Source organism: Mesoterricola sp. MK458, assembly GCF_055384935.1.
On record NZ_AP045075.1, the window covers coordinates 1,590,568 to 1,616,572 of the forward strand.

Consider the following 26,005-nt stretch of genomic DNA (forward strand, 5'->3'; position numbering starts at 1 on the left):
CTAGCCCCTGGCCCATTCCCGGATGAGCGCCTCGAAGTGCTCTCCCCGCTCCTCGAAATTCCGGAACTGGTCGAAGCTGGCGCAGGCCGGGCTCATGAGGACCTGGTCGCCCTCCCGGGCCATGCCCAGGGCCGCGGCGACGGCGTCGTCGAAGGGCTGGACGGCCACGTGGGGCAGATCCCCCAGGTCGCGCTCCAGCTGGGGAATGGCCTCGCCCAGGAACACCAGGCCGCGGAGCTTGCCCTGGAGGGCCTCCCGCAGGGGCGCGTAGCTGGTGCCCTTGTCCTGGCCGCCCAGGAGCAGCACCAGGGGCCCCGGCAGGGCCCGCACCGCGATGAGGGTGGCGTCCACGTTGGTGCCCTTGGAGTCGTTGTAGGCCTTGATGCCGTTGTGCTCCCCGCAAAGGGCGATGCGGTGGGCCAGGCCCGGGTAGGTGCGCAGACCTTCCCGGATGGCGTCCAGGTCCGCGCCGCCGTGGCCGGCCAGCACGGCCGCGGCCAGGGCGTTCTCCACGTTGTGGTCGCCGGGGATCAACAGGCGGGAACGGTGCACCAGGGCATGCTCGCCGTGGTCGTCGATGAGCCAGAGGGTGCCGTGGTCGTCGCACCAGGCGCCGGGGCCCTCCGGGGCCACCCAGCCGAACCGGGCGCTTTGCCCCTGGCCCGGGGCCGCGGCCTCGAAGGCCGGATCCGAAAGGGGCGTCAGGCGCAGGTCCCCCGCGGTCTGGTGGGAGAAGATCTTCACCTTGGCCGCGCGGTAGGCTTCCATGGTGCCGTGACGCGCCAGGTGGTCCGGGGTGAGGTTCAGGGCGGCCGCGGCTTCGGCGTGGAAGTCCCGCACCGTCTCCAACTGGTAGCTGGAGCACTCCAGGGCGTAGCGGGTGCCCTCCTCGGCGCCCTCCATGGCCTCCACCAGGGGCGTGCCCAGGTTGCCGCAGGCCCGGGCCGGAAGGCCGGCCTGCTTCAGGAGGTGGGCCGTGAGATCGGTGGTGGTGCTCTTGCCGTTGGTGCCGGTGATGGCCAGGATCATGGCGTCGTCCCTGCGGGCCCGCAGGGCGCGGTGGGCCAGCTCCAGCTCGCCGATGACCGGAATCCCGCGGCGGGCGGCCTCCGCCGCGAAGGGGATGGCCGGGCTCACCCCGGGGCTCAGCACCAGTTCCTCGCATTCCTCCAGCAGGGTCATGGGGTGGGAGCCCCACACCGCCGGAATGCCCTTTTCGGACAGGCGAGCAGCCGCTGCGGCGTCGGGCCCGGGCTTCCCTTCGGTCACCACGACGTCCCGGCCCTCTTTGGCGAGGTGCTCAGCCGCACCGATTCCCGAACGTCCCGCACCCACCACCACGACCCTGCCCATGCCCGCTCCTTTCCTCCAGTTTGGCACCGGAGGCAAAAGAAGTGAAAATAAGAGGTTGGCAAGGCGGAGCCGGATGAACCAAGACCTTCTCGAAAGCATTCTGGATTTCCGCCGGCCGGCGGTCACCTACACGCATTCCATCATCAACCTCAAGGACGGGACGACGGTGGCGCGGGAAGTGCTCACCCGCTTCGAAACCCAGCCCGGCGTGATGCGGACCGTGGGCGACCTGCTGGTGGACGTGTCCCTCTCCGCCGAATCCCGGGTGCGCCTGGACCTGCTTTGCCTGGGGGCCATCTTCACCACCCTCGAGATGCACCCCATCACCGACCATCTCCTGTTCGTGAACCTGGATCCCCTGACCCTGGAGCATCCCGAGTTCTGGTACCAGATCGAGCCCTGGCTCTGGAACCTCTCCATCCCGCCCCACCGCATCGTCTTCGAGATCACCGAGAGCTACTCCCGGCACAGCCTCGACCAGCTGGAATTCTTCTCCAAGCGGCTGCGGGCCCTGGGGGTGCGCATCGCCGTGGACGACCTGGGATCGGGCATCGCCTCCCTGGCCCACATGGCCCGCCTCTCCCCGGACTTCTTCAAGGTGGACAAGAGCCTCGTGCGCGGCATCCACCGCCGCCCCTACCAGGCCGCGCTTCTGAACGCCCTGTCCGTGTTCGCCGAACGCATGCGGGTGGGCTACATCGTCGAAGGCATCGAGACCACCGAGGAGCTCCAGGCCGTCATCGACGCGGACGTGCCGTGGGGCCAGGGCTTCATCTTCGGCGAGCCGGAGCCGCTGGTCTTCTAGGCCGAATACCTGGCCGGCTCCAACGACCACTATCGAACCCGATGCATTGCTTTCCATTAAAACCAGGGATTAGTGGAACGTGGTCTGCTGGATTTTAGGATTCGGTGGCTTCGGGTAAAGGACTCGTACGCCGAGCACGCCGAGGCGCAGAGTTGCGCCGAGGTGGCTTCGCAACTCCCTGCGCCGACCCATGCCGCCCAGGCCCTGCCCGCTATCGCGGGCCGCGTCGCTGCCGCGACGCGCGGCAGTGCGCGCAGGTCCTTCCTCATGCAAGCCTGAGGAAGGACCTGCGCACCCTGCCTTGGATGGGCCTGGGCGCAGCGATCGGTTCTGAAGTCAGGCCGGGGACCTTTCCTGGGGGCCGAAGCACCTTGTCGGAAGGAGGTGGGGGTGCGTCTCAACTTCTGGTCTTGCCCCTTGGACGGCGGCATTCAACGCCTTATCCATGGTTCCGGCATCCGACGCGTCGAGCCCAGGCCCGTCCAAGGCAGGGGGCGCTGGTCCTTCCACAGGCTCGCATGCGGAAGGACCAGCGCCCCCTGCCGCGCGTCGCGGCAGCGGCGCGGCCCGCGATAGCGGGCAGGGCCTGGGCGGCATGGGTCGGCGCAGGGAGTTGCGAAGCCACCTCGGCGTAACTCTGCGCCTCGGCGTGCTCGGGTCGGGTAGGCCCGGGGCGTTGCCGCCCCAGGCCCCCCTCAGATCCGGACGTGCCCGATTAAGGCATCCGGCTCCTCAGATCACGTGAGTAGCTGCGGGCATGAGCGTCACTGTCCGCTTCAGCCTTGGGGGCGGGAGCGGGAACCGCTTCAACACCTTCTCCATGGCCTCCCAGGTCAGGACTGCCCTTTGGGATCTTCGGCCCAGCCACTTCTTCCAGAGGTGACTCACCTCCCGAGCGAAGTTCCTGATGGATCTGAAGTTCCCCGTAATCCCGTAGTAGTTGTAGTGTCCGATTAGCTTCTGGCGCAGGGTCTTGTGCTGGTCCGAGAGCCGGTTATGCCGGTTCTTCTTCAGCCAGTCCCCTGTGGCCTTGATGGCGCGGCTGAACCGTTTCTTCGAGGTCTTCCGCTTCACCACCCAAGCCCCCTTGAGGGACTTGCCCCAGTAATGGGTGAATCCCAGGAAGTCGAAGTTGCCGGGTCCCCCTCCGGGGTCCCGCGGTTCCTTCGGTTTCCGGAACTCCACCAGCCGGGTCTTGTCCGGGTGGATCCTCAGTCCGAACCTTTCGAAGCGCTTCGGCAGCACCTCCAGGACTCGCCGGGCATCTTCCTCAAGGGCAAAGCCCATCACGAAGTCGTCCGCGTAGCGGACCAGAAAGGCTTGACCCCGCAGACGGGGCTTCACTTCCCGCTCGAACCATACGTCCAGCACTTCGTGGAGGTAGATGTTGGCCAGGGTCGGGGAGATCACACCCCCCTGGGGAGTGCCCGTTTCCGGGTGCGTGATGCATCCTTGGTCGAGAACCCCCGCCTTCAGCCATTTGCCGATCAGACGCTTTACCACTCCGTCCCGCATCCGCTTGTCCAGGATTTCCCGCAGGCAGCCGTGGTCCAGCGTGTCGAAATACTGCCGGATATCCACGTCTAGCAGCCACCCACCGCTCAGGTTCATCGTCTGCTGCCAGATCGCCTGCAGTGCCTGGTGCGCCGACCTCCCGGGCCGGAATCCATACGAGCAGTCCAGAAAGTCCTGCTCATAGAGGGGTTCCAGGAGCATGACCACCGCCCTCTGGAGGACCTTGTCCTCGAAGGTGGGGATGCCCAGAGGACGCTGGGTTCCATCCGCTTTGGGGATGTATACCCTTCGCACCGGAGGGGCCTTGTAGGGGTCGCCGGCTTTGGCTCGGTTCAGCAGGGATTGGAGATTTGCCTCCAGATTCTCCGCGTATTCCTGGGCTGTTTGGCCATCCACCCCTACTGCCCCGTCCTTACGGGTTTGCCGGTAGGCTTCCTGAAGCCATTCGATGTCCATGTGGTGGGACAAGCTGCGAATTGCCGCCTCCGGCATTTGCCGGGACAGTTCCGCTATCCGTTGTTGTTTCGTGCAGACCGAGCTGGGAGTCGATATTCCCATGGTCTTTCCCTCCAACGATTCCGTGATCTGGCAGCCCCTTGGCTCCAGCGGGTCCCTCGGAACGGTTCCCCACCTTCATCGCTACTACGAGCTGCTCCGACTCCCTGCCGCCCTTCCCGCCGCCGTCATTTGGTTCCGGCTGGCGGTACCGCCTTCGCATCCGGTTGTTCGCTCCTGATCGGGTCGGTGCCCCCCGTCCAGGCCAGGGTTGTTTGGATCGTGGCGTCCCCAACCACGGGTCCAGGCGGAAACGACAGGGCCTCCCAGGTTCCTGGGGGACCCCCTGCGGACATGCCCTGCTCTGCGACCCCGGCGGGACCTTTGAGCCAGGCCGTTGCGGCTCTCAGGTGCGGCCTTCCGTTCGTACGAAAACGTCGGCTCCCACGGTAATAAGACTTTCGAGGCTCGATCACACGGCCTATACGCTCGCTGTCTACGCTTCGAAGGGTGGGTCACCCCACCACCACGCAAGACTCGCTTCTGGCTGCTGGCCAGCTTTGCCAGATGGGGTTGGCTACCCATCGGGTCCCATTGCGAGGTTTCAGGTGATTAGGTCATCCGTCCTCCTCGCCCAAGCTTTGCCTGGCGCACCGTACATGTCCTTTACCTGAAGATTCCTCAACAATATATTCGCGCGAATGGATTCCACCAATCCATTCGGCCCACACCAGCTACCGGAGCTTGAGCGAACTCAGGGCCAGCATGCAGCAGACGATGGCGGTGATCCACAGCCGGATCACCACCTTGGTCTCCTTCAGCCCGCCCAGTTCCATGTGGTGGTGGAAAGGGGCCATGCGGAAGATGCGCTTGCCGCCGCGCAGTTTGAAGCTGCCCACCTGGAGGATCACGCTCATGGCCTCCAGCACGAAGAGGCCGCCGGCGATGACCAGGAGCAGCTCCTGCTTGATCATGATCGCCACGGTGCCCAGCGCGCCGCCCAGGGCCAGGGAGCCGGTGTCGCCCATGAAGACCTCGGCCGGGTGCGCGTTGAACCACAGGAAGCCCAGGGAGGCGCCGCACATGGCCCCCAGGAACACGGCCAGCTCGCCGCCTCCGGGGACGAAGGGGACGAAGAGGTACTGCGCCATTTTCGCGTTGCCGGCCACGTAGGCCAGGATGGCGAAGGTGGCGGCCACGATGAGGGTGCCGCCGATGGCCAGGCCGTCCAGGCCGTCCGTGAGGTTCACGGCGTTGCTGGTGCCCACCACCACCAGGCAGATCCAGGGCACCAGGAACACGCCCACGTCGGGGCGGAACTTCTTGAAGAAGGGCACGGAGAGGTGGCTGGTGGAGGTGCCGCGCAGGTTGAAGTGCAGGATCAGCCAGGACACGACCAGGGTGATGGCCACCAGCAGCAGCATCTTCTGCCAGCTGCGCAGGCCCAGGTTCTGCTTGCGCAGGAGCTTCTTGGTGTCGTCGAAGGCCCCGACCCCGCAGAAGCCCACCAGCGACACCAGGGCGACCCAGATGACGCCGCTGTGCAGCTCGCACCACAGGAGGGTCGAGACCAGGATGGCGCCTACGATGAGGAGGCCGCCCATGGTGGGCGTGCCGGCCTTGGCCTGGTGCGTCTCGGGGCTGTCCTGGAGGATGTGCTGGCCCATCTTCAGCCGGGTGAGGGTGCGGATCACGTAGGGGCCGAAGATGATGGAGAGCATCATGGCCGTGGCCGCGGCCATGGCGGCCCGGAACGTGATGTAGCGGAAGACGGAGAAGCCGGGAACGGCCTCGCGGAAGGGGAAGAGGAGCCAGTGGATCATGGTTTTCCGGAAGAGAAGGTTTGGAGAAGCCACTCGGCGGCCCGTTCCGAACGCCAGAACCGGCTGCCTTTGACAAGGATGCGCGCCCCGGCCGGGATGGAGGCGAGGCCTCCGGCGGCGTCGCGCAGGGATTCGAAGTCGGGGAAGGCCCGGGCGCCGGGGCCGAAGCCCTCGGCCAGGGACGCGGCGTGGTCCCCGTAGACGAGCACCTGGTTGAACCCCAGGGCCCGCAGGCCCTCGCCGGTGTCCCGGTGCACGGCCGCCGCCGCCGGACCCAGTTCGCGCATGCACCCCAGCACCGCGACGGCGTCCCCCCCTTCCAGGGTCAGGAGGGCCTCGCCGCAGGCCAGGATGGATTCCTGGATGGCGTTGTAGCTCTCGTCCAGGAGCCAGCCGCCGCCCTTGAGGGCGTGGAGCCGTCCCCGGCCGGGGCCCGCGTCCACCTCGCCCATGGCCTTGGCCACGACCTCGGGCGCGTACCCGGCCAGGATCGCCAGGGACCCCGCCAGGGCGGCGTTGCGCACGTGATGGGCGCCCCGCAGGCGCAGGCGCACCGGCACGGAGCCCTGGGGAAAGCGCAGCTCGAACCGCTCGCCCTGGAGCCCCAGGGATTCCTCGCCCTCCCATCCGAAGGCGCTTCCCGCGCCCACGGGCACGGCCCGGGCCCGGGCCCAGGGCTGCATCGCCACCCAGCGGCACCAGCTGTCGGAAGCCAGGTGCACCCACTGGCCGCCGGGCCTGAGCCCCGCCACCAGCTCGCCCTTGGCGCGGGCGATGCCCTCCTGCCCGTCCACGAAGTTCTCCATGTGCACCTGGCCGATGTTGGTGACCAGCCCCAGGTCGGGGGGTGCGATCTCGGTGAGGCGGCGGATCTCGCCGGGCGTGCTCATGCCCATTTCCAGCACCACGGCCGCCGTGTGCGCGGGCAGCGTGGCCAGGGCCTCGGGCAGGCCCAGGGTGTTGTTGCGGTTGCCGGGGGTCTTCCAGGCGCCGGTGGCCGCGGCCAGCAGCTCCTTGGTGCCCGTCTTGCCCACGGAGCCGGTGACGCCGAACACGTGGGGCGGCCGGAAGGCCTCGAGGCGGGCCTGGCCCCAGCGCTGCAGGGCGGCCAGGGTGTCCGGGACCAGGAGCTGGGGCACGTCCACGGCGAGCTCGTGGTCGGCCATCACCGAGCCCGCCCCGGCGGCCACGGCCTGCGGGGCGAAATCGTGCCCGTCCCGCTGGCCCCGGATGGCCACGAAGCAGTTGCCGGGCGCGAGGGTTCGGGTGTCCATGGAAAGGGCCGCGGGCGTGGCCTCTCCGTCGCCCACGACCGTCCCGCCCACGTGGGCGGCGGCTTGCGCAAGACTCCAGAGGGCGCTCATTCCGCCACCGCCCAGGGGCGGGGCACCGGCCTGCCCTGGAGGGCGGCCTCGGCGGCACCGCGATCGCTGTAGGGATGCTTGGTTCCCTGGATGTCCTGGTAGGGCTCGTGGCCCTTGCCGGCCAGGAGCAGGAGGTCGCCGGGCCCGCAGGCGCGGATGGCCTGGGCCACCGCCAGGGCCCGGTCCGCCACGCGGTGGTACCGCTCCGGATCCGCGCGCAGGGCGGGAGGGATGCCCTGGGCCGCGTCGTCGAGGATCCGCTCGGGGTCCTCCCCGCGGGTGTTGTCCGAGGTGTGCCACACCACGTCCGCGCGGCCCGCCACGGCCGCGGCCATGATGGGGCGCTTGGTGCGGTCCCGGTCCCCGCCGCAGCCGAAGAGCACGTGCAGGCGCCCCCCCGCGGGCAGGAGCCGGCGCCCTTCGGCCAGCAGCTTCTCCAGGGCGTCGGGGGTGTGGGCGTAGTCCACCATGACCCCGAAAGGCTGGCCGCAGTCCACCCGGTCCAGGCGCCCGGGGGCCCCGGTGAGCCCGGCCACCGCGGGCAGCAGGGCCTCCAGGCCGAAGCCCGCCTCCCCCAGCGCCGCCAGGGCCGCCAGGAGGTTGTAGGCGTTGAACCGCCCCAGGAGCGGGCTGCGCACCTCGAAGGCGCCCCGGGGGGTGACAAGGCGGAAGGACGTTCCCGTGGGGGAGAGGACGAGGTCCTCGGCGCGGTAGGCGCCGGGGCCCTCGATGGCGTAGGCCAGGACACCGGGGCGCTCCAGGAGCCGCCGGCCGTAGGGGTCGTCGGCGTTGGCGAGGCCCACGGCGCACTGGTCGAAGAGCCGGGCCTTGGCTTCGAAGTAGGTCTCCATGTCCCCGTGGAAGTCCAGGTGGTCCTGGGTAAGGTTCGTGAAGAGCCCCACCTTGAAGCGCGCGCCCTCCACCCGGCCCAGCACGAGGCTGTGGCTCGACACCTCCACGGCCGAGGCCGCGTCGCCGGCCTCCACGGAGCGCCGCAGCCACCGGTAGAAGGCCGGGCTCTCCGGGGTGGTGCGGGTGGCCTCCTCCTCCAGGTCGCCGGCGGCGTTGAGCACGGTGCCCACCAGGCCGCAGCCCAGGCCGGAGCCCCGGAGCAGCTGGCGGATGAGGGTCGTGGTGGTGGTCTTGCCGTTGGTGCCGGTGACGCCGATGAGGGCCAGGGCCAGGTCGGGCTGGCCGTAGAGGCGCCGGGCCAGGTGGGCCATGGTGCGCCGCCCGCCGCCAAGGCGCGCGAAGGGCACGGGGACGTCCAGGTCCCGGTCCGCGAGGATCGCGCAGGCGCCCCGGGCGAGCGCCGCGGGCACGAAGCCGGCCCCGTCGCGCACTTCGCCCTTCAGGGCCACGAAGGCCCAGCCCGGGCCCGCCTCGCGGCTGTCGCAGGTGACGTCCCTGACCTCGGCGTCGAGGGGAGGGCCCGCGTGCACGTCCTGGTCCCGGATCCAATCGCTGAACTTCATGGGGTCCTCAGCTTGATCTTGACGGTGCCGTTCGGGGCCAGGGCGGAACCCGCGGCGGGGTCCTGGCTTTCGACGCGGAGGGCCCTGCCGCCCCCGTCGCCCAGGCCGTCCAGCCGGGGCACGCCGCCGGCCATGACCACCCGGTGGATGGCGGACTTGAGCGTGAGCCCCGTGAGGTCGGGCACCTTGCCGATCTCCACGTGGACCACGGCCTCGTCGTTCTCGCTCACGGGCCAGTCGCGAAGGCCCAGCTTCAGGTCGGCCTCCTGCCCCGAATCCGGAAGGGAGAGGCGGTAGCGCATCACGGCGTCGCCGATCTTCTTGAAGAGCGGCGCGGCCACGTCGCCACCGGTGGAGTCCCCGGCGGGGTCGTCCAGCATGAAGAGCATGCCGTACTGCGGCTTGTCGGCCGGGAAGAACCCCAGGAAGGAGGCGAAGTGCCGGCGCATGTCGTACTGGCCGTTGATGAGCTTGCGGGAAGTGCCGGTCTTGCCGAAGGCCTCGACGTTCCCGTCGAGGCGGGCCAGCTTGGCGGTGCCGTTGGTGATGACGCCCTTGAGGGCCTCGCGCATCATCGCCGAGGTCTCTTCGCTGATCACCTGCTCTTTGACCTTGGGCTTGAACTCCTGGAGGAGGTTGCCCTGGTCGTTGAAGATCTTCTGGATGAGGTAGGGCTGCATGAGCCGGCCGCCGTTGGCCAGCACGCACCCGGCCATGAGCACCTGGAGGGGCGAGGCCGACAGCCCGTAGCCGTAGCTCATGGTGAGCTGGGTGGTGCGGCTCCACCGGTCCGGCGCCTGGAGGCGCCCTGCGGTCTCTCCCGGGAAGTTCAGGCCGGTGGTCTCGCCGAAACCGAACTTGCGCAGGTACTGGAAGTGGACGGTGGGGTCCAGGCGGAGGCCGATCTTGGCGGCGCCGATGTTGGAGCTCTGCCAGAGCACCGCCTCGAAAGGGATGGTGCCGTGGCTGTGGGTGTCGGTGACCACCTTGTCGGCGTACTTCCACCTTCCGGCCTCGCAGGCGATCATCTCGCCCAGGTGCACCTTGTGCTCCTCCAGGGCCATGGCCGCCGTGAAGATCTTCATGGTGGAGCCGGGCTCGTAGCTGTCCTCCACCGGATGCACCTTGCGCGCGGCCTTCTGGCGCTCCATCTCGCGGCGGTATTCCTCCTTCTCCGAAGCGCTCCACTCGGATTCCGAGCGGTTCAGGAACCGCTTGGGCATGATGTGGTTCGGGTCGAAGGTGGGCGTGCCGGCCATGGCCAGGATCTCGCCGGTCTGGGGGTCCACCACCACGGCGTAGGCGGTGGCGGGGTGGCTGCGCTTGACGCCCTCCTCCAGGGCCTCCTCCACGATGTGCTGGATGGTCGAATCGATGGTGAGCTGGAGGGTGGAGCCGTTCACCGGGATCTTGGCGTAGTTCTCCCGCATGATGAGGAGCCGGCCCTTGGCGTCCCGGGGGGCGATGAGCTCGCCGGGCTTGCCCGCGAGCTGCTCGTCGAAGGTGCGCTCGATGCCCAGCTGGCCCACGCCGTCGATGTTGATGAACCCCACGATCTGGCAGGCCAGGCTGCCCCGGGGGTAGTGGCGCTTGCTCTCGGGGAGGAAGTCCACCCCTTCGATCTTCAGGGCCCGGATGGCTGCGACCTTGCTGGCGGGCAGCTGGCGCTCGATCCACACGAAGGGCTTCTTGCGCAGCAGCCGCTCCAGGACGGCCGAGCGCGGCATTTCCAGGATGGGCGCCAGCTGGGCGGCCACCTTCTGGGCGCTCTGGCGGTCCGGCTCACCCCAGTTGCGCTCCGTGTCCCCCTTCCCGGCCCGGAAGTCGGGGTAGAAGGCGGGCGGGTTGGCGAAGAGGCTCTCCACCTTGAGGGAGATGGCCAGGGACCCGCCCCGGCGGTCCCGCAGCTCGCCCCGGATGGGGGCGATGGGCACCACCGTGGTGTGCTGGCGTTCGGCCCGGAGGCGGTAGTAGCTGTGCTGGACGCCCTGGAGCCACAGGAGCCGCAGGGTGATCAGCAGGATCCAGAACAGGGAGCCCCCCAGGATCCAGGGCAGCCTGGCGTCCACGAGTTCCGAGGCCTCGGGCCTCCCCAGGAGGCGCCGGGGCGAGGGAGAACCGCTGAGGATGCCGCCGATCGCCAATGAGAACCACTTTCACGCCCCAAAGGGCCTTAACGATCTTACTAGAGTCCAACCTGCCCGGGTGGCAGCAGCTTGGCCAGCTTCTGGTCCTCCTTGGTGAAGACCGTGGGGATCAGGTGGCTCTGCTTGTGGGGCACGAGGCCCGTCTTCGCGGCGAAGGCCTGGACCTCCTCGTCCCGCTGGAAGCGGGAGCGCTCCAGGAGCAGGGTGCGCCGGGCCTCCTCCTCGTGGTGGATCTTCTCCCGGATCTCGCTCATCTCGTAGCTCATGCGGGTGTGCTGGATCTTCAGGTAGGCCATGGAGGCCAGGGGCATGGCCAGGGCGAACACCAGGAGGAGCATGCGGAGCACGCCTTCGCCCTCCACCTGGCGGGGGGCATGGGAAAGGGTCTGGCGGGTGTCGAACCGTTTTCCGTTCATCGCGGGTTCCTCATGAGGTCGGAATCGGGAAGCCGCTCCCCGATCCGCAGGCGCGCGGAGCGGGAAGGGGGATTGGCGGCGCATTCGGCGTCCTGGGGCTTGAGGCCGCCGGGATGCACGAGCTTGATGATCCTGGGAAGCGCCACGGGCGAGGTGCGCCCGGGGCCGTCGTAGACGCCGGCGAGGCGCCGCAGGGTCTGCTTGGCGATGCGGTCCTCGAGGCTGTGGAAGGAGATGACGCCGATGCGGCCGCCGGGCTTGAGGCAGGAGACGGCCTTCTCCAGGGTCGCCGACAGGCGCGCCAGCTCCCCGTTGACGGCGATGCGGATGGCCTGGAAGGTGCGGGTGGCGGGGTCGACCTGCTTCTTCTTGCGGGCGGCGTCCCGGGGCAGGACCTTGTAGATGGCCTGGGCCAGGTCGAAGGTCGAGTGGAGCCGGCCGTCGTGGAAGGCCCGCAGGATGTTCCGGGCGATGGGCCGGGAGGCCCGTTCCTCGCCGTAGGCGTAGAGCGCGTCCGCCAGGGATTCGTCGGTCTGGTCCGCGAGCCACTGGAGGGCGGTCTCCCCGGATTCCGTGTCCATGCGCATGTCCAGGGGGCCTTCTTCCATGAAGCTGAAGCCCCGCTTGGGGTCACGCAGCTGGAGGGTGGAGACGCCCAGGTCCAGGAGGATGGCGTCGAGGCCGCCGGGGGCCTGGAGGTGCTGCCAGGCCTGGAAGGCGGGGTGGTCCCACACGTCCTCGTGGGTGTCGGCGAGGATGGTGAGCCGGGCGTCGGAGCCCAGGCGGGCCCTGGCCCGCTCCCGGGCTTCCGGATCGCGGTCCACGCCCAGGTAGCGGGTGTCGGCGTCGCACCGGGCCAGGATGGCCTCGGCGTGGCCGCCCAGGCCCAGCGTGAGGTCCAGGACGCGGCCGCCGGGGGGCACCGGGAGGTTCTCCAGCACTTCGGCGAGCAGGACGGGAACGTGGACGACGGGTTCCATGGTCAGATCCCCAGGTCCGCGAGGGCCGCGAGGTCCTCGGTGGTCAGGGGGTCGGCCACGAGCCGGCCCGCGAAGGCCTCCTTGTTCCAGATGGCCAGGTGGTCCATCTGGCCGAGGATGGCCACCTCGCCCACGAGGCCGGCGGCCTCGCGGAGGGTGGGCGGAATGACGAAGCGCCCCTGGGCGTCGGGTTCCACCTCGGAGCCGTAGTAGGCCGTCACTTCCAGGAACCGGCGCTTGGCGGGGTTGGTGCCGGGAACCGAGGCCAGCCGGGCCTCGATGGCCTCCCACACGGGCAGGGGGTAGAGCCGGGCCCCCTTGCCGTCCAGGGAGGTGAGGTACGCGCGCAGACCGGGCTGGCCTTCGCCCTTGACGAAGACATCCAGGTCGGCCTTGAAGGTGGTGGGCAGCTTGAGGCGGCCCTTTTCGTCCACGGTGGCCGGTGCATTTCCGCGAAGTCGCAGCACCGGTGTCGCCTTTCAACAACATTCAAAGATTGCAGGGGGTAGGGAGGAAATGCCACTAATTACCACTTCGACCCATTTTGTTCCGTTTTATTCCACTCCCAAGTTTAGGAATGGTTTGTTATCGAACAAGCCGGAAGTAAAGCGAATCCACCGGGGCGACTTCCCGGTGGATTCGAACGTTTTCCCTTGTTTCTGTGTGCGTTATGGCTCGACCGGCCGGCTCCGCCGGCGAAATTTTCGCGAGTCGCCCTGGCCCCGCCCGGATTCATGTCCCCCGGGGGGCCGGCACACCCGACGCGAAGCGGCTTACCGCCCAGGCTCAGCCCTGGCCTCCGGAACCCCCAGGCGGCGTGCGCCCGGAAGGAGATTCAACGCGGAGGCCGCAGGGGAATGAACGCCCTCAGTATGGGCCCGGCTGGGCGGCCCGGTTCATCCGCCCGCGGTTCCGGCCCAGGTGGCGCTCGAAGGCATGCACGGGCAGTCCCAGCGCCATCAGCCCGAAGGCGACTGCCGCGGTCCGGGGCCGGTAGGCCACAGCGCCCTGGATCAGGAAGAGGCAGACGGCGCAGAAGACCAGGGTGGGAACGGGATAGGCCGTGACCTTGTACGGACGCGGCACCGAGGGCTCCCGCCGCCGGAGGACGAGCACGGCGACGCTCGTGGCCAGGTAGAAGGCGTAGACGGCCGCGGCCGTGTAGATGAGGGTGTCCACGAAGGCGCCCAGCGAAACGATGAGGCAGGCGGCCACCAGGCCCTGGAACAGGAGGGCCTTGCGGGGCGCGCCGATCCGGTCGTTCCAGGCCGCCAGGGGGCGGAAGGCGCGATGGTCCCGCCCCACCGCGTACGAGATGCGGGCGCCGGTGAAGACGATGCCCCCCAGGGCGCCCAGGGCCGAAACGCAGATCAGCGCGCTGAAGACCTTGCCCGCCGGCGCCGGCAGGACGCTGCCGAAGGCTTCGGCCGCCGCGGCCCCCGAGGCCGACAGCCCATGGAAGCCCAGCACGCGCAGGAAGGCGAACGTCACGGCGAGGTACAGCCCGGTCACGGCACCGGTCCCCAGGACCATGGCGCGGATGAGGTTCCGGCCCGGGTGCCGCACCTCCGCGGCCACGAACGCCATCTCGTTCCAGCCGCCGAAGGCGAACAGCACCAGGATCAGGGCCACGCTGAAGGGGAGCGGCGCCTGGGCGACGCCGGAAGGAGGCGCGCCGCCCGTGGCACAGGCCGCCAGGGCGATGCCCAGCAGGCCCAGGAACTTCACGACCGTCAGCAGGTTCTGCGTCCAGCGGCTGGCGCGCACGCCGGCCATGTGGATGGCCGTGAGCACGGCCACGGCGGCCAGGGCGTAGGCCTGCAGCGTGAAGCGGTGCGCGGGCCAGGGATTCCAGATGGCGCGGGCGTAGGTGGCGAAGGCGAAGGCCATGATCGCGATATCGCCGGGCCGCGCCACCACCAACTGGAGCCAGCCGAACAGGAATCCGGCAGCCGGGCCGTAGGCGCGGGTGAGGTACACGTAGTCGCCCCCCTCCTGCGGGTAGGCCGAAGCCAGTTCGGCGTACCCGAGGGCGCCGCAAAGGGAGAGGGCCCCGCCCAGGGCCCAGATCCCCAGGAGGCCCAAGGGCCCGCCCGCGCCCCGGGCGACGTCTGGCGCGACCTGGTAGATGCCGGTGCCCACGATGATGCCGACGATCAGGCACGTGGCGTCCAGGAGGCCGAGTTCGCGCCGCGGGCCGGAGGCCGCCATGAAGCTATTCGGCGCCGTAGACGGCGAACCACTGCTCGGTGAGGTAGTCGAAGACCCGCACCGGCTTCAGGCCCGCCGCCGCCATCTCCTGGTCCATGGTGGCCCGGGAGAACTGCTGGTCCACCGAAGGGCCCCAGGGACGTTCGGACATGGGCTTGGGGATGTAGTCGATGACCACGATGCGGCCGCCGGGGGCCAGGCCGGCCTTGAGCTTGGCGGCGAAGGGCGTCCGAGCCTTCACGTAGTGCAGGACGTCCACCAGCAGGATGGTGTCGGCGCCGCCCGGAGGCAGCATGGGATCCTCGGGCCGGCTGCGCAGCAGCTTGATGTTGGCCAGTTTCTCCGCCTGGGCGCGCTTGTCCACGTAGTCGAGCATGTCGGGGTTGATGTCCACCGCCAGCACGGAGCCCGCCGGACCCACCGCCTTGGCGATGGGGATGGTGAAGTAGCCGGAGCCCGCGCCCACGTCCGCCACCCGCTCCCCGGGCTTGAAGGCCAGGGAGGCCATGATCTGGTCCGGCTTCTGGAAGGCGGCCCGCTCCTTGCGCTCCAGCATGGCCAGGTAGCCCTTGGTCCAGGCCAGCCGGGCCAGGGCCTTGAAGCGCGGCTCCCCGCGCAGGTCCTTGAAGGCCTCGCCCTCGCGGATGGCGTCCACGTCCCAGTACCCCGCATCCACGGCCCGCTGCAGCCATGCGTAGGCCTCGGGCCGGTTGCCCAGCTTCGCGTAGGCGGCCGACAGGTTGAACAAGGCCTCCAGGTGGATGGGCTCCACCTGCTCGTTGAGCGCTTCGGCCACCGCCATCAGCTTGACCGGGTCGCCGGCCTTCCGGGCCTCCTCCATGCGCGAATGGAGCGTGGCGATGGCGGGCGGCGCCGGTTCGGCGGCGTAGCCCAGGAGACCGGAGCAGAGAAGGAGGTTCAGAACGTGCAGTCTCATGGGCCCTCGCTCGGCGGGTCGCGCCCGCAGGTGCAAGGATCCCCCCGTTCCCGGGAGCCGTGTCCCGGTTCCAGCGAATGGATGGATCCGGCCGGCGAACGGAGGTTCTCCTCCAGGGAGCGGCACCCGGGCCGGGCGCCAGGGATCGGAGGCCCAGGGGACGGACGGCGGGACGTATAATGACCCAAACTCCCACTCCCCCATGGATTTCACGTGACCTTTGGCGAGATTCACTCCTTCCACCGGGCCCACTGCCGGAAGCCGCTGGTGTGGGCGATCGTGGTCGCGCTCGGGGTTTCGGACTACCTCGGCACCGGTTCGCTGCTCTTCCCGGGCCCCTTCCAGTCGCTTGGGCGACTGGGCGCCTATTTCCTGGTCATCCTGCTGGTGAACGGGAGCGTGGTCCTCTTCAGCCCGTGGCCGTGGCTCTGGACGGGCCGGGCGGGCACCTTCCCGGACCCTGCGCGGGGGCTGGTCCAGAGCCTCGGAGCGGCCATCCTGGCCTTCCTCCCGGCTGCCCTGGTGCTGGCGGCGGGCAAGTCCCTGAACGGGGTGGGCGGCTCCATGACGACCCTGGCCTACCTGCGGTAAGTCTTCTTCTACGTCTGCCTGTTCTCGCTTCTCGGGTTCGGGATCGTGGCCCGCGAGCGAGTGCTGGAGGCGCGCTACAGCGCGCAGAAACGGGCCGACGAGGCCCAGCGCATCCTGCTGCGGGGCCACATGAACCCCCACGTGTTCTTCAACGCCATGAACAACCTCACGGAACTGATCGCGGAGGACCCCGCCGCCGCGGAGCGGGCCGCCCTGGACCTGAAGGACCTCTTCCGGCGCCTCACGGCGTTGGGCCAGGCCCGCTGGGCTCCGCTGCGGGAGGAACGGCTTCTCCTGGAGCACTACCTCGGCATCGAGGCCCTGCGCCTGGGTCCGCGGCTCAGGGTCTCCTGGGCGTGGGCCGGCGGCCTGGACGACGTCGTCGCGCCGCCCCTCCTGATCCAGCCGTTGGTGGAGAACGCCATCAAGCACGGCCTCGCACCCCACCCTGCGGGCGGAGAGCTGCGCATATGCGGGGACCTCCACCGGGGCCGCGTGCGGGTGCGGGTCGAGAACACGGGGCGGCCCCTGGCGCGCCGGCAGAGCGGCGGAAGCGGCCTGGACAACCTGGAAGCCCGCCTGAGGCTTGCTTTCGAGGGGCAGGCGGCCTTCCGCATTGAAACCGCCGGGGGGTGGACCCAGGCCTTCCTGGAATTCCCTTCCCGCCACCCCGCCACCCGGGAGCAGCCGTGACGCTTCCGGAGATCCTCGCCTTCAGCCGCGCACAGGGGCGGAAACCCTGGGCGTGGTCCATCGTGCTGGCGCTGGGGCTCACGAACTTTCTTTCCGACGTGCTGGCATCCCCCGCCGGGCGGTCCCGGCCCCTGTGGTACTACGGCGCCTACCTGCTGGCGACGATCCTGGGCAACGGCAGCGGCATCTGGCTGGGGCCCTGGCCGTGGCAGTGGACGGGCCGGAACGGGACCTACCCATCGTTTCCCCGGGGCCTGATCCAGGCCCTCCTCTTCGGTTCCGCCTGCCTCGTCCCGGTCCTCCTGCTCCGCATCGGCGTCCACGCGATGCTGCTCCCGGGTTCCGGGGCCTATGGCTGGTTCCTCCTGCGCTTCTACGGCATCACCTTCGTCACGATGTCCTGCCTGCTGGGCTTCGGGATCGTCGCCTTCCAGAAGGAGGACGCCGCCCGGGAGGAGGCTGAGCGACAGGCCCAGGCAGCCCGCTGGGTCCTGCTCCGGGGCCAGATGAGCCCCGGGTTCTTCCTGGATGCCATGGACCATCTGGTGGACCTGATCCGCCGGGACCCCGGAGTGGCCGAGCGCGCTTCCATGCGCCTCAGCGATCTGTTCCGGCGCATCATGGACCACGCCCGAAGCCATCTCGTTCCCCTGGGCGTGGAACGTTCCTTGGTGGAACGCTACCTGGAGCTGCAGGGGGTCTTCCTGGGCGACAAGCTGCGCGTCTCCTGGGACTGGGCGCCCGGGCTGGACGAGGTATGGGTGCCGCCCTTCCTCCTCCAGCCCCTGGTGGAGAATGCCATCCGGCACGCCCTTGCGCTGCCTCCCGTGGGGGGCGACCTGCGGATCACGGGCCGGCTCGGCGAGGGACGGGTGGCGCTGCGGGTCGAGAATTCGGCGGCCCCCCCCGCCCCGCCCCGCGGACAGGGCCGCAGCCTGGACGACCTGGAGGCCCGCATGCGGCTGGCCTTCGGCGACGAGGGCACCTTCCGGCTCAGCCATGACGAGGCCCGCACGTGCGCGGAGTTGCTGTTCCCCGTTCTCCAGGAGGCGGTATGAAAAACCACGGACACCTGCGCGTCGCCCAGGCGGAAGACGAGCCCCTGGCCCGCAAGCGCCTGGCCAGGATGCTCCAGGAAGCCGGCTGCGAGGTCGTGGCCGAACTGGCCGATGGCCCCGCGCTCCTGGACTGGCTCCGTACGGAGCCGGACGTGGACGCGCTCTTCCTGGACATCTACATGCCCGGCGCCACAAGCTTCGAAGTGATCGGGGAACTGGGCAGCCTGGTGAACCTGCCGCCCCTGGTCTTCGTGACCGCCCACCCCGAGCACTCCCTTCGCGCCTTCGACGTGGCGGCCGTGGACTACCTGCTCAAGCCCGTGGAGCCCGAACGGCTCGCCAGGACCCTCCAGCGGCTGAAGCGGGGCGGCGCCCGCGCCCAGAGAGCCGAGGCGCCCGGGCCCGGGGCCATCCCCAACCGCTTTCCCGCCAGGGCCGGCGATGGCCACGTGTTCCTGGACCTCAAGCGCGTGAGCCATTTCGAGGTGGTCACCGAAGTGGCCTGGGCCTGGGCCCAGGGCAAGCGCTACCGCACCTCCTGGCGAAGCCTGGCGGAGGTGGAGAACGCCTTCCCCGGCTCAAGCTTCATCCGGATCCAGCGCCACATCCTGCTGCGCCCGGAGGCGGTGCTCGCCCTGCGCGCCGTCTTCGGCGGCCGCGCCGAGGTTCGCGTGGCGGAGGGCATCGACCTCGAAGTGAGCCGCACCGCCACGCCCAGGCTGAAGGACCTGCTGGGCATGTGACGCCCCGCGGCCGGCGAGAAGATCGAAGGCGCCACTGGCTTCCAGGGCCGCCATTTCGCGCTGCAGGCGCCGGAATCGCTCCAGCTTCCTTCGGGGGTTCGTGGGCGGATTGCGGTTCTCCTCCACCAGCCTTCGCAGATTCCATTCCATGACGCTCATGGCCTCCCCTCCACGCCCACGGGCCTGATCCCGGTTCTCCGGGTCCAGCGTGACGACCCGGGCCGGCCCTGGGAGCGCGCTCCAGCCAACGGCGGTCCCGTCGCGGCGGAGAGGGAGGGTAAGACACAGGGAACGGCCCGGAGGCCCTTCCCTGGCCGGAACCGTTCCCTCCCTGCGGGCGCGGGCCCTTTCCGCCGGAGGATCCCGCCGCTGGCCGGAGCGAGGAACCCCAGGGGGGCCCGGCGGGTGATCCTTTGCGGGATCCATCAACCCCCAATCCATTCATTGCGGCGCGTCCGCGGAGGTCAGACCGGTGTCCACACTCGCCTCAATTTCAAGGCTCGCCCTGATCGCAGTCACGGCGTGCACAGGACTCAAGGCACAGGAAGGCTGGGCAGGTTCCCTGAAGCTCGGAGGGGGGCCCACCACGGGGCCCGCCAAGACCCTCATGGGCGACGCCGGCGACTCCTTCGGTGCGGAAGTGGAGTTCGCCTACCGCTACGGCAAGCGCCAGACCCTGGTGCTGGGCCTGGGCATGCGGTTCATCCCCGGCGATCTCGCAACCGTCTCCTCCATCCCCACCCCGCGGGCCGACGGCACCTACGAGGCCCGCATCCGCAAGCCGGACGCCAAGGGGCCCGAACTCACCGCCCTGTACCGGCACGACCTGACCGGGACGCTGTTCGTCCAGGGAGGCCTGCGGCTGGGCCTCTACAAGGTCAACGTCCGGGACACCGGTTCGCGCATCACCTACACCGGCGGGTCGCCTTCCGCCATCGTCACGATCATGGACGACCTGGACAAGAAGACCACCTCCATCGGCGCCGTGGCGGGCCTGGGGTACCGCATCACCGACATCTTCAGCGTGGAGGCCAACGTCTTCACCCTCCGCCTCGGCGATCCCCGCGGCCTGACCACCACGAGCGCGGCTTCCGAACTGCGGTTCGGCATCCGCTTCTGACCCCTTGTCCTGGACCCTTTGGAGCACGCCATGACACGTTTCCAGATTCGCCAGCTCTCACTCATAGCCCTCACCACGATCGCTTCGCCCCTGGCCTCGCAGGAGTCCACCGGCCAGGTCGTCGGCGTCGTCCGGACCCGGACCGGCGAAGGCATCGCCGGCGTCAAGATCCGGTTCAGTTCACCCGCCATGCAGGGCGTCCGCACCGTGGTCACCGAAGCCAAGGGCGCCTTCCGGGCCCCCCTCCTGCCCCCGGGCCTCTACCGCGTCGACGCCGTCAAGGACGGCTTCCACACCAACACCGTGACCACGGAGGTGGGGCTGGGCGCGGTCATCCGCCAGGACATCGTCCTCGGCAGGGTCGCCGAGGCGGGAACCACGGTGGAAGTCGTGGCCACCGCGGCCTCCGTGGACAAGACGGATGTGAAATCCAGCTCCAACCTCACCTCCGAGATGCTGGATGTCCTGCCCAGGACCACCCGGGGCATGGATACCATCGCCCTGCTCACCCCCGGGGTGACGGTCAACAACGCCGCCGGGATGCGCATCACCATCCGGGGCGGGCAGACCACGGGAAACCGGTTCCTGCTCAACGGCACCGACATCGCGGACAACATGTTCGGCGACACCACCGGGCGCTTCTTCTACGTGGACGATTCCATCGCCGAGACGCAGGTGATCCAGAGCCCCGTGAACGCCCGCTACGGGAACTTCACCGGCGGCATCATCAACGCGATCACCAAGACGGGCAGCAACGAATTCACGGGCATCCTGCGGCTCAACCTCAGCCGGAATTCCTGGTACGCCGTGTCCCCCCGCGGGATGCGGCCCACCCTGAACCCGGTCAATTCCGGTGTGGGAAAGTCGGAGGACCTTCGGAACGCCTCGTACACCCTGCTGGTGGGAGGTCCGATCCTCAAGGACCGCCTCTGGTTCTCGGTCTCCACCAAGAAGGACCCCCAGAGCAGCACCGCCGCGGCCCTCTACAGCACCCAGGGCCTCACGACCCTCGACGGAACCCCCGCCTACCAGGCTCCCACCAACGCCCAGCCCTACACGCGCCTGAGCACCCTGAAGTTCTGGGAAGGCAAGCTCACCTACGCCCTGGGTTTGGACCAAACGCTGGAATTCACCACCAACAAGCACGAGAACACCACGACCAACCGCGCCCTCGGCTATGAAGTGGAACCCGCCGCCCTGTACGACTTCGAGTCCAGGAACACCTACTGGACCCTGGGCTACCGGGGCATCCTCTCCAGCAGCGCCACCCTCGAGGCCCGCTACGCCGTCAAGAAGGATTCCCTCGCCGGGGGCGGGCGGAACGACGCCGAGTTCCCCCAGCGCATCTCCGCGGCCTACAGCGATGGCTACTACTACAACTTCAACAACGGCGCCTTCAAGGCTGGATCCCCCGACGAGCGCGACATCAGGACGGCCCTCGCCAACCTGACCTGGTTCAGTCCCAAGACGGCCATCGGAACCTGGACCGTGGACCTGGGCTTCGAGTACCTGAGCCAGGAGCGGACGGCTCCCAACGAGCAGTCCCCCACGGGCAACCGCATGTGGCTGGAAGGCCGGAACGCCGACGGCACCTACCGCGTCACCAACTGGGCCGACGATCCTGGGCAGATCAACACCATCGAGATCGGCTACACCTCCAACGGCATGGCCAAGACCCAGACCACCGGCATCTACCTGAACGGGACGCTGGCCGTCAATGACAGGCTCCAGCTCATGGTGGGCGGCAGGTTCGACCAGGTCACCGCCAAGGACACCCTGGGGGCCCCCAACATCAAGTCCAGCGCCTGGTCCCCCCGCTTCCAGGCCACCTACGATCCCGGCGGCAACCAGGCCTGGCTCTTCCGTGGCAGTTTCGCCACCTACACGGGCAAGCTCCACGACGGCTTCACCAACAACTTCACCTTCGCCGGCAATCCCATCCGGGAATGGTACGGGTGGGGCGCCGCCAGCAACTACGCGGCCACCTACGCCGAGGTCACCAACATCGCCAACTGGGCCCTGAACGCCAACGGCTTCCAGGGGGTCGGGGGCGCCTCGGGCAATTTCGTGCAGTCGAACCTCAAGGCCCCCTCCGTGGACGAGTGGAGCTTCGACGTCAAGCATTCCTACCCCGACGGGTCCTACTTCAAGGCCACCCTGGTGCGCAGGGACTGGAAGGACCTGTACAACGACATCCTCCAGATCGGGGACGAGACGGCCTATACCCCGCGGTCGGCAGCCGGCATTCCGGCGGTCGGAACGGTGGCCACCCGCTGGATCACCGACGACCGGATCAAGCGCAAGTACACGAGCATGGAATTCGAATTCGCCGCGAAGCTCGGGCAGGACCTGACCCTCGGGGGCAACTACACCTACGCGGTGCTGCGGGGCAACGGCGAAGGCGCCGATTCTGGAGGCTCCAACACGGGTCCCGTGGGCGACGTGATCGGCAACTTCGATTCGGTCCACTCCGCCCACGGCCGGGATGCGTCCTATTACGCCCCCATGGGATACCTGAACAGCGACCAGCGGCACCGCAGCAGCATCCACCTGGACTACCTGACCCGCAGCCAGTCGGGCGCGGCCTTCAACGCCTCGCTCCTCTTCAACTACTCGGGCGGCGAGAACTACAGCCTGACGCGGGGGAACGAATTCGAGGCGGCCGACGACGCGGCCGCGGCCGGCAGCACCATCCCCGCCCAATATCCCACGTCCTACACCCGCTACTTCGGCGAGCGCGGGTTCGGCCGCATGAACGACACCTTCAATTTCGACCTGAAGCTGGGCGTCGACATCCCTGTGGTGTCCAAGGTCCGCTACTTCCTGGAAGTCACGGTCTTCAACGTCTTCAACCACTGGCAGCTGTCCACGGTCTCCACCGCCCAGACCGCGACGTCCGCGCCTCCGGTCACGAACTCGGCCACCGCCGGCTTCTACGCCGCGCCCTGGACAACCAGCTCGACCGGCAACCGCACGGGCTATGGAACCTACGGCGGCAATGGAACCTCCAACTTCGTCGGGGGCCGCAGCGTGGTCCTCTCGACCGGCATCAAGTGGTAGGAATCCGCCACGGAACCCCTCTCCCAGGAGCAATGACCATGATCCTCATGCGATCCCTCGCCCTTCTCGCACTCCTCCCGGCGGGCCTGCCCGCCCAGACCCCCACCTTCGGCTTCGAAGGCCAGGTGAGCGCCCTGGTGGCCAACGGCACCCTGAACCGGATGATCAGGACCGGCAATCTGGCCGGCTACAACACCGGCCTGGCTTTCCGGGTCGATCACCGCCCCGGCCTGGGCCTGCGCCTCTACGCCAACCTGGTTTCCATCCGCGGCGTGGACGGTTCGGGCCTGGAATCCGGCACCCCGCGCCACTTCAACGCGGGGGTGGACATCGTCAGGGAAACCGGCAAGGTGACCTTCTTCGGGGGCCTGGGCCTCCTCAAATGGAAGCAGGACAGCACGTCCTCCCCGTCCTTCACGGACGAGGCCGGCCGTAACAACGCGGGCAAGGGCACCAAATTGGCCGGCCGGGTGGGCCTGGAGTACGCACTGACCCCGAAGGTCCACGGGGTCGTCTCCTTTACCCAGACGGAGTTCAACAAGGTCTACCAGCCCTCCTGGTTCAGCCTGGGCGTGTCCTACCGGTTCGCCCGTTTCTGACCCCGGGACGACCCTTTGCGGGTCCGGCCGGAAGGGGAATCCCCCTTCCGGCCGGCCCTTCCGGGGTCAGGGCAGCCGTTTCGCGGGGATCGTGCGCGCCCCCTGGGTGAGCCTCAGGCCCGTGACGCCGCCCTCCGGGCCGCGGAGCACGCGGAGCATGCCGTTCCATTCGAGGATGAAGAACACCGTCCCGCTCTGCGGCACGGCCACCGCCTCCGGCATGCCGGGCGCGGACGCGAGCAGCCGCCCATCCTTCACGGTCAAGGTCAGGGCGTTCCGGGCGTCGAGACCGTAGGTGCCCGCCATATCCGCCAGGGCGCCGGGCGGGACCGGGACGCCCTCCGGGAGCAGGGCGGGCTGGTACGGCTCCCCCAGGGCCATGGCGCCCAGGTCCCGGGCCACGGCGGCGGTGAAGGTGCTCTCGAAGTTCAGCAGCAGAATCACGGTGACGTCGTCGTCCACGAAACGCTGCATGTCGCAGCGGAAGCCCGTGATGTCCCCGGAGTGGCTGATCAGCCTGCGGCCGAAGCGCTGGTCCACGAACCAGCCGCAGGCGTAGTGCTCCTTCACGGGCGTGAAGAGGCGCTCCAGGCTGGTCCCGTTCAGGGGCTTCTGCGTCCTCAGGGCGCGGTCCCAGCGGAAAAGGTCCCCCACAGTCGAATAGATGGAACCGGCCCCGTTCATGAAGGCCATGTCCCGGTAGCTCACGCGCTTCACGCCGTTCTCGTCCCGCACGTAGCCGTCGGCCCGGCGCCCCAGGATCTCCTCGTGCTCGTCCACGCCCGTGGCGGTCATGCCCAGGGGCCGGAACAGTTCGTCCCGCAGGAAGGCGGCGAAGTCCCGGCCAGAGACCTTCTCGATCACGGCCGCGAGCAGGGTGAAGCCGGCGTTGGAATAGTTCCAGGATTCCCCGGGCTGGGCGCGCGGGGGCTGATCCTTGAACCAGTCGATCACTTCGCGCAGGGCCAGGTGGTGGAGGTTCTTCTCCCAGTAGTCCGGCAGCTGGTTGAAGTTCGCCAGCCCCGAGGTGTGGGAGAGGAGCTGGTGGAGGGTGATCCGGTCGGCCCGGGGGAACCCGGGGAGGTACTTCGCCAGCGGGTCCTCCAGGCGGAGCTGGCCGCGCTGCTCCAGCAGCAGGATGGCCGCGGCGGTGAACTGCTTGGAAAGGGAGCCCAGGCGGAATTTCGTGTCCACCCCGTTGGCCGCGTCCCATTCCCGGTTCGCCGGACCGAACCCCTTGGCCACCAGCACCTCCCCTCCCCTGGCCAGCAGGACGGAGCCGCTGATGAGATCCCGCTTCAGCAGGGGCTCCAGGTAGGCATCCACCTGGGCCGCCAGGCTCGGCCGGGCCGGGGCCGCCGCGGCCGGAGGGGTGGCGGCCAGGGGCGGCAGGGGCGCCGCGAGGGCCAGGGCGAGGACCGTGAGCAGGGGTTTCATGCTTCAACTCCCGTGGGGAAAAGGTTCCTCGCCCATTCCTGCGGGTGGCCCGGTCAGGCGGGAACCGGCGGATGGAGGTTGCGCCTATGGCGCGCGGCCGCCCGGGATAGGATCGCGCGGGGTGAGGCCGGACCCCTCCGGTTGCAGCCAAAGGGGCTTCGCCCGCAGCGAACGGGCGATCCCGTCCAGGGAGCCTTCAACGGGGCCCAGGTCCTTTGGGCACCTCCCGGGCCGGTCCAGCAACTGGTTCAACTCCGCGTGGGCCAGTTCCAGCCTCAGTCCTTGATGGCTCCCGTCAGTTCCTTGCTGGCCTTCTTGAATTCCTGGATCCCCCTGCCCAGGGACTTGCCCAGTTCGGGCAGCTTGCTGGGCCCGAAGAAGATCAACAGGCAGACGCCAATCAGCAGGATTTCAGTCATTCCTAGGTTGCCCATGGTTCACTCCAGTTCGTTCGGATGGTCGTGCCACTCACTTGTCGAAGGGGATGACGAGGGTGGCCTTGGGGTGGCAGTCCTTGCAGAGGACCACCGAGGGCTGGTGCCCGAAATGGCAGGCGGTGCAGGCGATCTCCCCGTAGTGCGACTTGTGGGGATTCAGGCCGTGGGCCTCCTTGGGCTTCGTCTTTCCGGCGAGGGCCTCGAGGGGGCCGTGGCAGGCCAGGCACCGGTCATTGGCGACCTCGGCCCCCCGGAGGGGAAAGGCGGCGCCGTGGCAGGCCGCGCAGGAGACCAGCTTCCCCGCGTGATGCGTCGCCAGGTACGCCGGGGCGCCGGGAACCGGCATGAGCTCCCGGGTCCGGGCGAAATCGCTCGCGTCCGGCTTGCCCAGGCTCCCCTTGGCGCCCTTGACGGTGAAGGAGCGTCCCACCTTGAACTCATGGCACGCGGAACACGGCACGCTGCTTTCGGGCGCCGCATGCCCGCGGTGGATCCTGACGGCGAACGCGTTCTTCCCCGCGGCCGCACCGGGCTTGCGGTGACAGGGCGCGCACTCGGCGATCGACCTGCCCTTGACCGCAGGGTGCGCCTCGCCCAGCAGGCTCTTGAAGTCCGCATGGCAGGCGCTGCAGGCTCCAGGCGCCTTCGCCGGGGCCGCGCCCAGGCCCCCGGCGAAGGCCAGGAGCAGGGCCGACAGCAGCAAGGATTCGGAAAAGGGTTTCATCGGGGGCTTCCTCCGGAGCCGC

General features: G+C 69.0%; 22 protein-coding genes. 8 read left to right on the forward strand and 14 right to left on the reverse strand.

What is annotated here, in order from left to right:
* Positions 1 to 1,353, reverse strand: coding sequence for a UDP-N-acetylmuramoyl-L-alanine--D-glutamate ligase (gene murD / locus ACZ5LB_RS06895; RefSeq protein ID WP_464605446.1), 1,353 nt, complete (start codon positions 1,351 to 1,353; stop codon positions 1 to 3).
* Between the two features lie 73 nt (positions 1,354 to 1,426).
* Here murD and ACZ5LB_RS06900 point away from each other — a divergent pair, with 73 nt between their 5' ends.
* A complete protein-coding gene (locus tag ACZ5LB_RS06900) occupies positions 1,427 to 2,158 on the forward strand; it encodes an EAL domain-containing protein (protein ID WP_464605447.1) in 732 nt (243 codons plus the stop codon).
* 732 nt (positions 2,159 to 2,890) lie between these two features.
* Here the strand turns inward: ACZ5LB_RS06900 and ltrA are convergent.
* The 10 genes from ltrA to ACZ5LB_RS06950 all read right to left on the reverse strand — a co-directional run bounded on the left by ltrA (position 2,891) and on the right by ACZ5LB_RS06950 (position 15,521).
* Positions 2,891 to 4,141, reverse strand: a complete 1,251-nt coding sequence (gene ltrA, locus ACZ5LB_RS06905) for a group II intron reverse transcriptase/maturase (RefSeq protein ID WP_464602178.1) — start codon at positions 4,139 to 4,141, stop codon at positions 2,891 to 2,893.
* A gap of 761 nt (positions 4,142 to 4,902) precedes the next feature.
* The gene (gene mraY, locus ACZ5LB_RS06910) at positions 4,903 to 5,991 is read right to left on the reverse strand and encodes a phospho-N-acetylmuramoyl-pentapeptide-transferase (protein WP_464605448.1); all 1,089 of its coding nucleotides are present in this window, start codon (positions 5,989 to 5,991) and stop codon (positions 4,903 to 4,905) included.
* Positions 5,988 to 7,355, reverse strand: coding sequence for a UDP-N-acetylmuramoyl-tripeptide--D-alanyl-D-alanine ligase (locus ACZ5LB_RS06915; RefSeq protein ID WP_464605449.1), 1,368 nt, complete (start codon positions 7,353 to 7,355; stop codon positions 5,988 to 5,990). Before ACZ5LB_RS06915 ends, mraY begins: the two co-directional genes overlap by 4 nt.
* Entirely contained in the window at positions 7,352 to 8,830 is a 1,479-nt protein-coding gene (locus ACZ5LB_RS06920; RefSeq protein ID WP_464605450.1) for a UDP-N-acetylmuramoyl-L-alanyl-D-glutamate--2,6-diaminopimelate ligase, read from the reverse strand. Before ACZ5LB_RS06920 ends, ACZ5LB_RS06915 begins: the two co-directional genes overlap by 4 nt.
* The gene (locus tag ACZ5LB_RS06925; RefSeq protein WP_464605451.1) at positions 8,827 to 10,974 is read right to left on the reverse strand and encodes a penicillin-binding transpeptidase domain-containing protein; all 2,148 of its coding nucleotides are present in this window, start codon (positions 10,972 to 10,974) and stop codon (positions 8,827 to 8,829) included. Before ACZ5LB_RS06925 ends, ACZ5LB_RS06920 begins: the two co-directional genes overlap by 4 nt.
* A gap of 41 nt (positions 10,975 to 11,015) precedes the next feature.
* Positions 11,016 to 11,393 (reverse strand): hypothetical protein, encoded by a 378-nt coding sequence (locus ACZ5LB_RS06930; RefSeq protein WP_464605452.1) that lies wholly within the window; start codon positions 11,391 to 11,393, stop codon positions 11,016 to 11,018.
* Positions 11,390 to 12,373, reverse strand: coding sequence for a 16S rRNA (cytosine(1402)-N(4))-methyltransferase RsmH (gene rsmH, locus ACZ5LB_RS06935; protein WP_464605453.1), 984 nt, complete (start codon positions 12,371 to 12,373; stop codon positions 11,390 to 11,392). Before rsmH ends, ACZ5LB_RS06930 begins: the two co-directional genes overlap by 4 nt.
* Positions 12,374 to 12,375: 2 nt before the next feature.
* Positions 12,376 to 12,840, reverse strand: a complete 465-nt coding sequence (locus ACZ5LB_RS06940) for a division/cell wall cluster transcriptional repressor MraZ (RefSeq protein WP_464605454.1) — start codon at positions 12,838 to 12,840, stop codon at positions 12,376 to 12,378.
* Positions 12,841 to 13,240: 400 nt separating this feature from the next.
* On the reverse strand, positions 13,241 to 14,584 hold the full coding sequence (locus ACZ5LB_RS06945) for an APC family permease (RefSeq protein ID WP_464605455.1): 1,344 nt from the start codon (positions 14,582 to 14,584) through the stop codon (positions 13,241 to 13,243).
* Positions 14,585 to 14,588: 4 nt separating this feature from the next.
* Positions 14,589 to 15,521, reverse strand: coding sequence for a class I SAM-dependent methyltransferase (locus tag ACZ5LB_RS06950; protein WP_464605456.1), 933 nt, complete (start codon positions 15,519 to 15,521; stop codon positions 14,589 to 14,591).
* A 213-nt stretch (positions 15,522 to 15,734) separates the two neighbouring features.
* Between ACZ5LB_RS06950 and ACZ5LB_RS06955 the strand changes: the two genes are divergently transcribed.
* From ACZ5LB_RS06955 to ACZ5LB_RS06985, 7 genes are all read left to right on the forward strand, one after another.
* On the forward strand, positions 15,735 to 16,112 hold the full coding sequence (locus ACZ5LB_RS06955) for a hypothetical protein (RefSeq protein WP_464605457.1): 378 nt from the start codon (positions 15,735 to 15,737) through the stop codon (positions 16,110 to 16,112).
* 45 nt (positions 16,113 to 16,157) lie between these two features.
* Positions 16,158 to 16,805 carry a sensor histidine kinase gene (locus ACZ5LB_RS06960; RefSeq protein ID WP_464605458.1) on the forward strand — a complete coding sequence of 216 codons (648 nt, stop codon included), beginning with the start codon at positions 16,158 to 16,160 and terminating at the stop codon, positions 16,803 to 16,805.
* Entirely contained in the window at positions 16,802 to 17,863 is a 1,062-nt protein-coding gene (locus ACZ5LB_RS06965; protein WP_464605459.1) for a sensor histidine kinase, read from the forward strand. The genes ACZ5LB_RS06960 and ACZ5LB_RS06965 overlap by 4 nt, the downstream gene beginning before the upstream one ends.
* Positions 17,860 to 18,606: a LytR/AlgR family response regulator transcription factor gene (locus ACZ5LB_RS06970; RefSeq protein ID WP_464605460.1), complete on the forward strand. Its 747-nt coding sequence runs from the start codon at positions 17,860 to 17,862 to the stop codon at positions 18,604 to 18,606. Before ACZ5LB_RS06965 ends, ACZ5LB_RS06970 begins: the two co-directional genes overlap by 4 nt.
* Before the next feature lie 472 nt (positions 18,607 to 19,078).
* Positions 19,079 to 19,726: a hypothetical protein gene (locus tag ACZ5LB_RS06975; RefSeq protein ID WP_464605461.1), complete on the forward strand. Its 648-nt coding sequence runs from the start codon at positions 19,079 to 19,081 to the stop codon at positions 19,724 to 19,726.
* A 30-nt stretch (positions 19,727 to 19,756) separates the two neighbouring features.
* Positions 19,757 to 22,786, forward strand: coding sequence for a TonB-dependent receptor (locus ACZ5LB_RS06980; protein WP_464605462.1), 3,030 nt, complete (start codon positions 19,757 to 19,759; stop codon positions 22,784 to 22,786).
* 38 nt (positions 22,787 to 22,824) lie between these two features.
* Positions 22,825 to 23,385, forward strand: a complete 561-nt coding sequence (locus ACZ5LB_RS06985) for an outer membrane beta-barrel protein (RefSeq protein ID WP_464605463.1) — start codon at positions 22,825 to 22,827, stop codon at positions 23,383 to 23,385.
* A 66-nt stretch (positions 23,386 to 23,451) separates the two neighbouring features.
* Here ACZ5LB_RS06985 and ACZ5LB_RS06990 read toward each other — a convergent pair whose 3' ends face one another.
* The 3 genes from ACZ5LB_RS06990 to ACZ5LB_RS07000 form a co-directional block, all read right to left on the reverse strand.
* On the reverse strand, positions 23,452 to 24,822 hold the full coding sequence (locus tag ACZ5LB_RS06990) for a serine hydrolase (protein WP_464605464.1): 1,371 nt from the start codon (positions 24,820 to 24,822) through the stop codon (positions 23,452 to 23,454).
* A gap of 275 nt (positions 24,823 to 25,097) precedes the next feature.
* Entirely contained in the window at positions 25,098 to 25,256 is a 159-nt protein-coding gene (locus ACZ5LB_RS06995) for a Sec-independent protein translocase subunit TatA/TatB (RefSeq protein ID WP_464605465.1), read from the reverse strand.
* A gap of 34 nt (positions 25,257 to 25,290) precedes the next feature.
* A complete protein-coding gene (locus ACZ5LB_RS07000; protein WP_464605466.1) occupies positions 25,291 to 25,983 on the reverse strand; it encodes a cytochrome c3 family protein in 693 nt (230 codons plus the stop codon).
* Between the last annotated feature and the right edge of the window lie 22 nt (positions 25,984 to 26,005).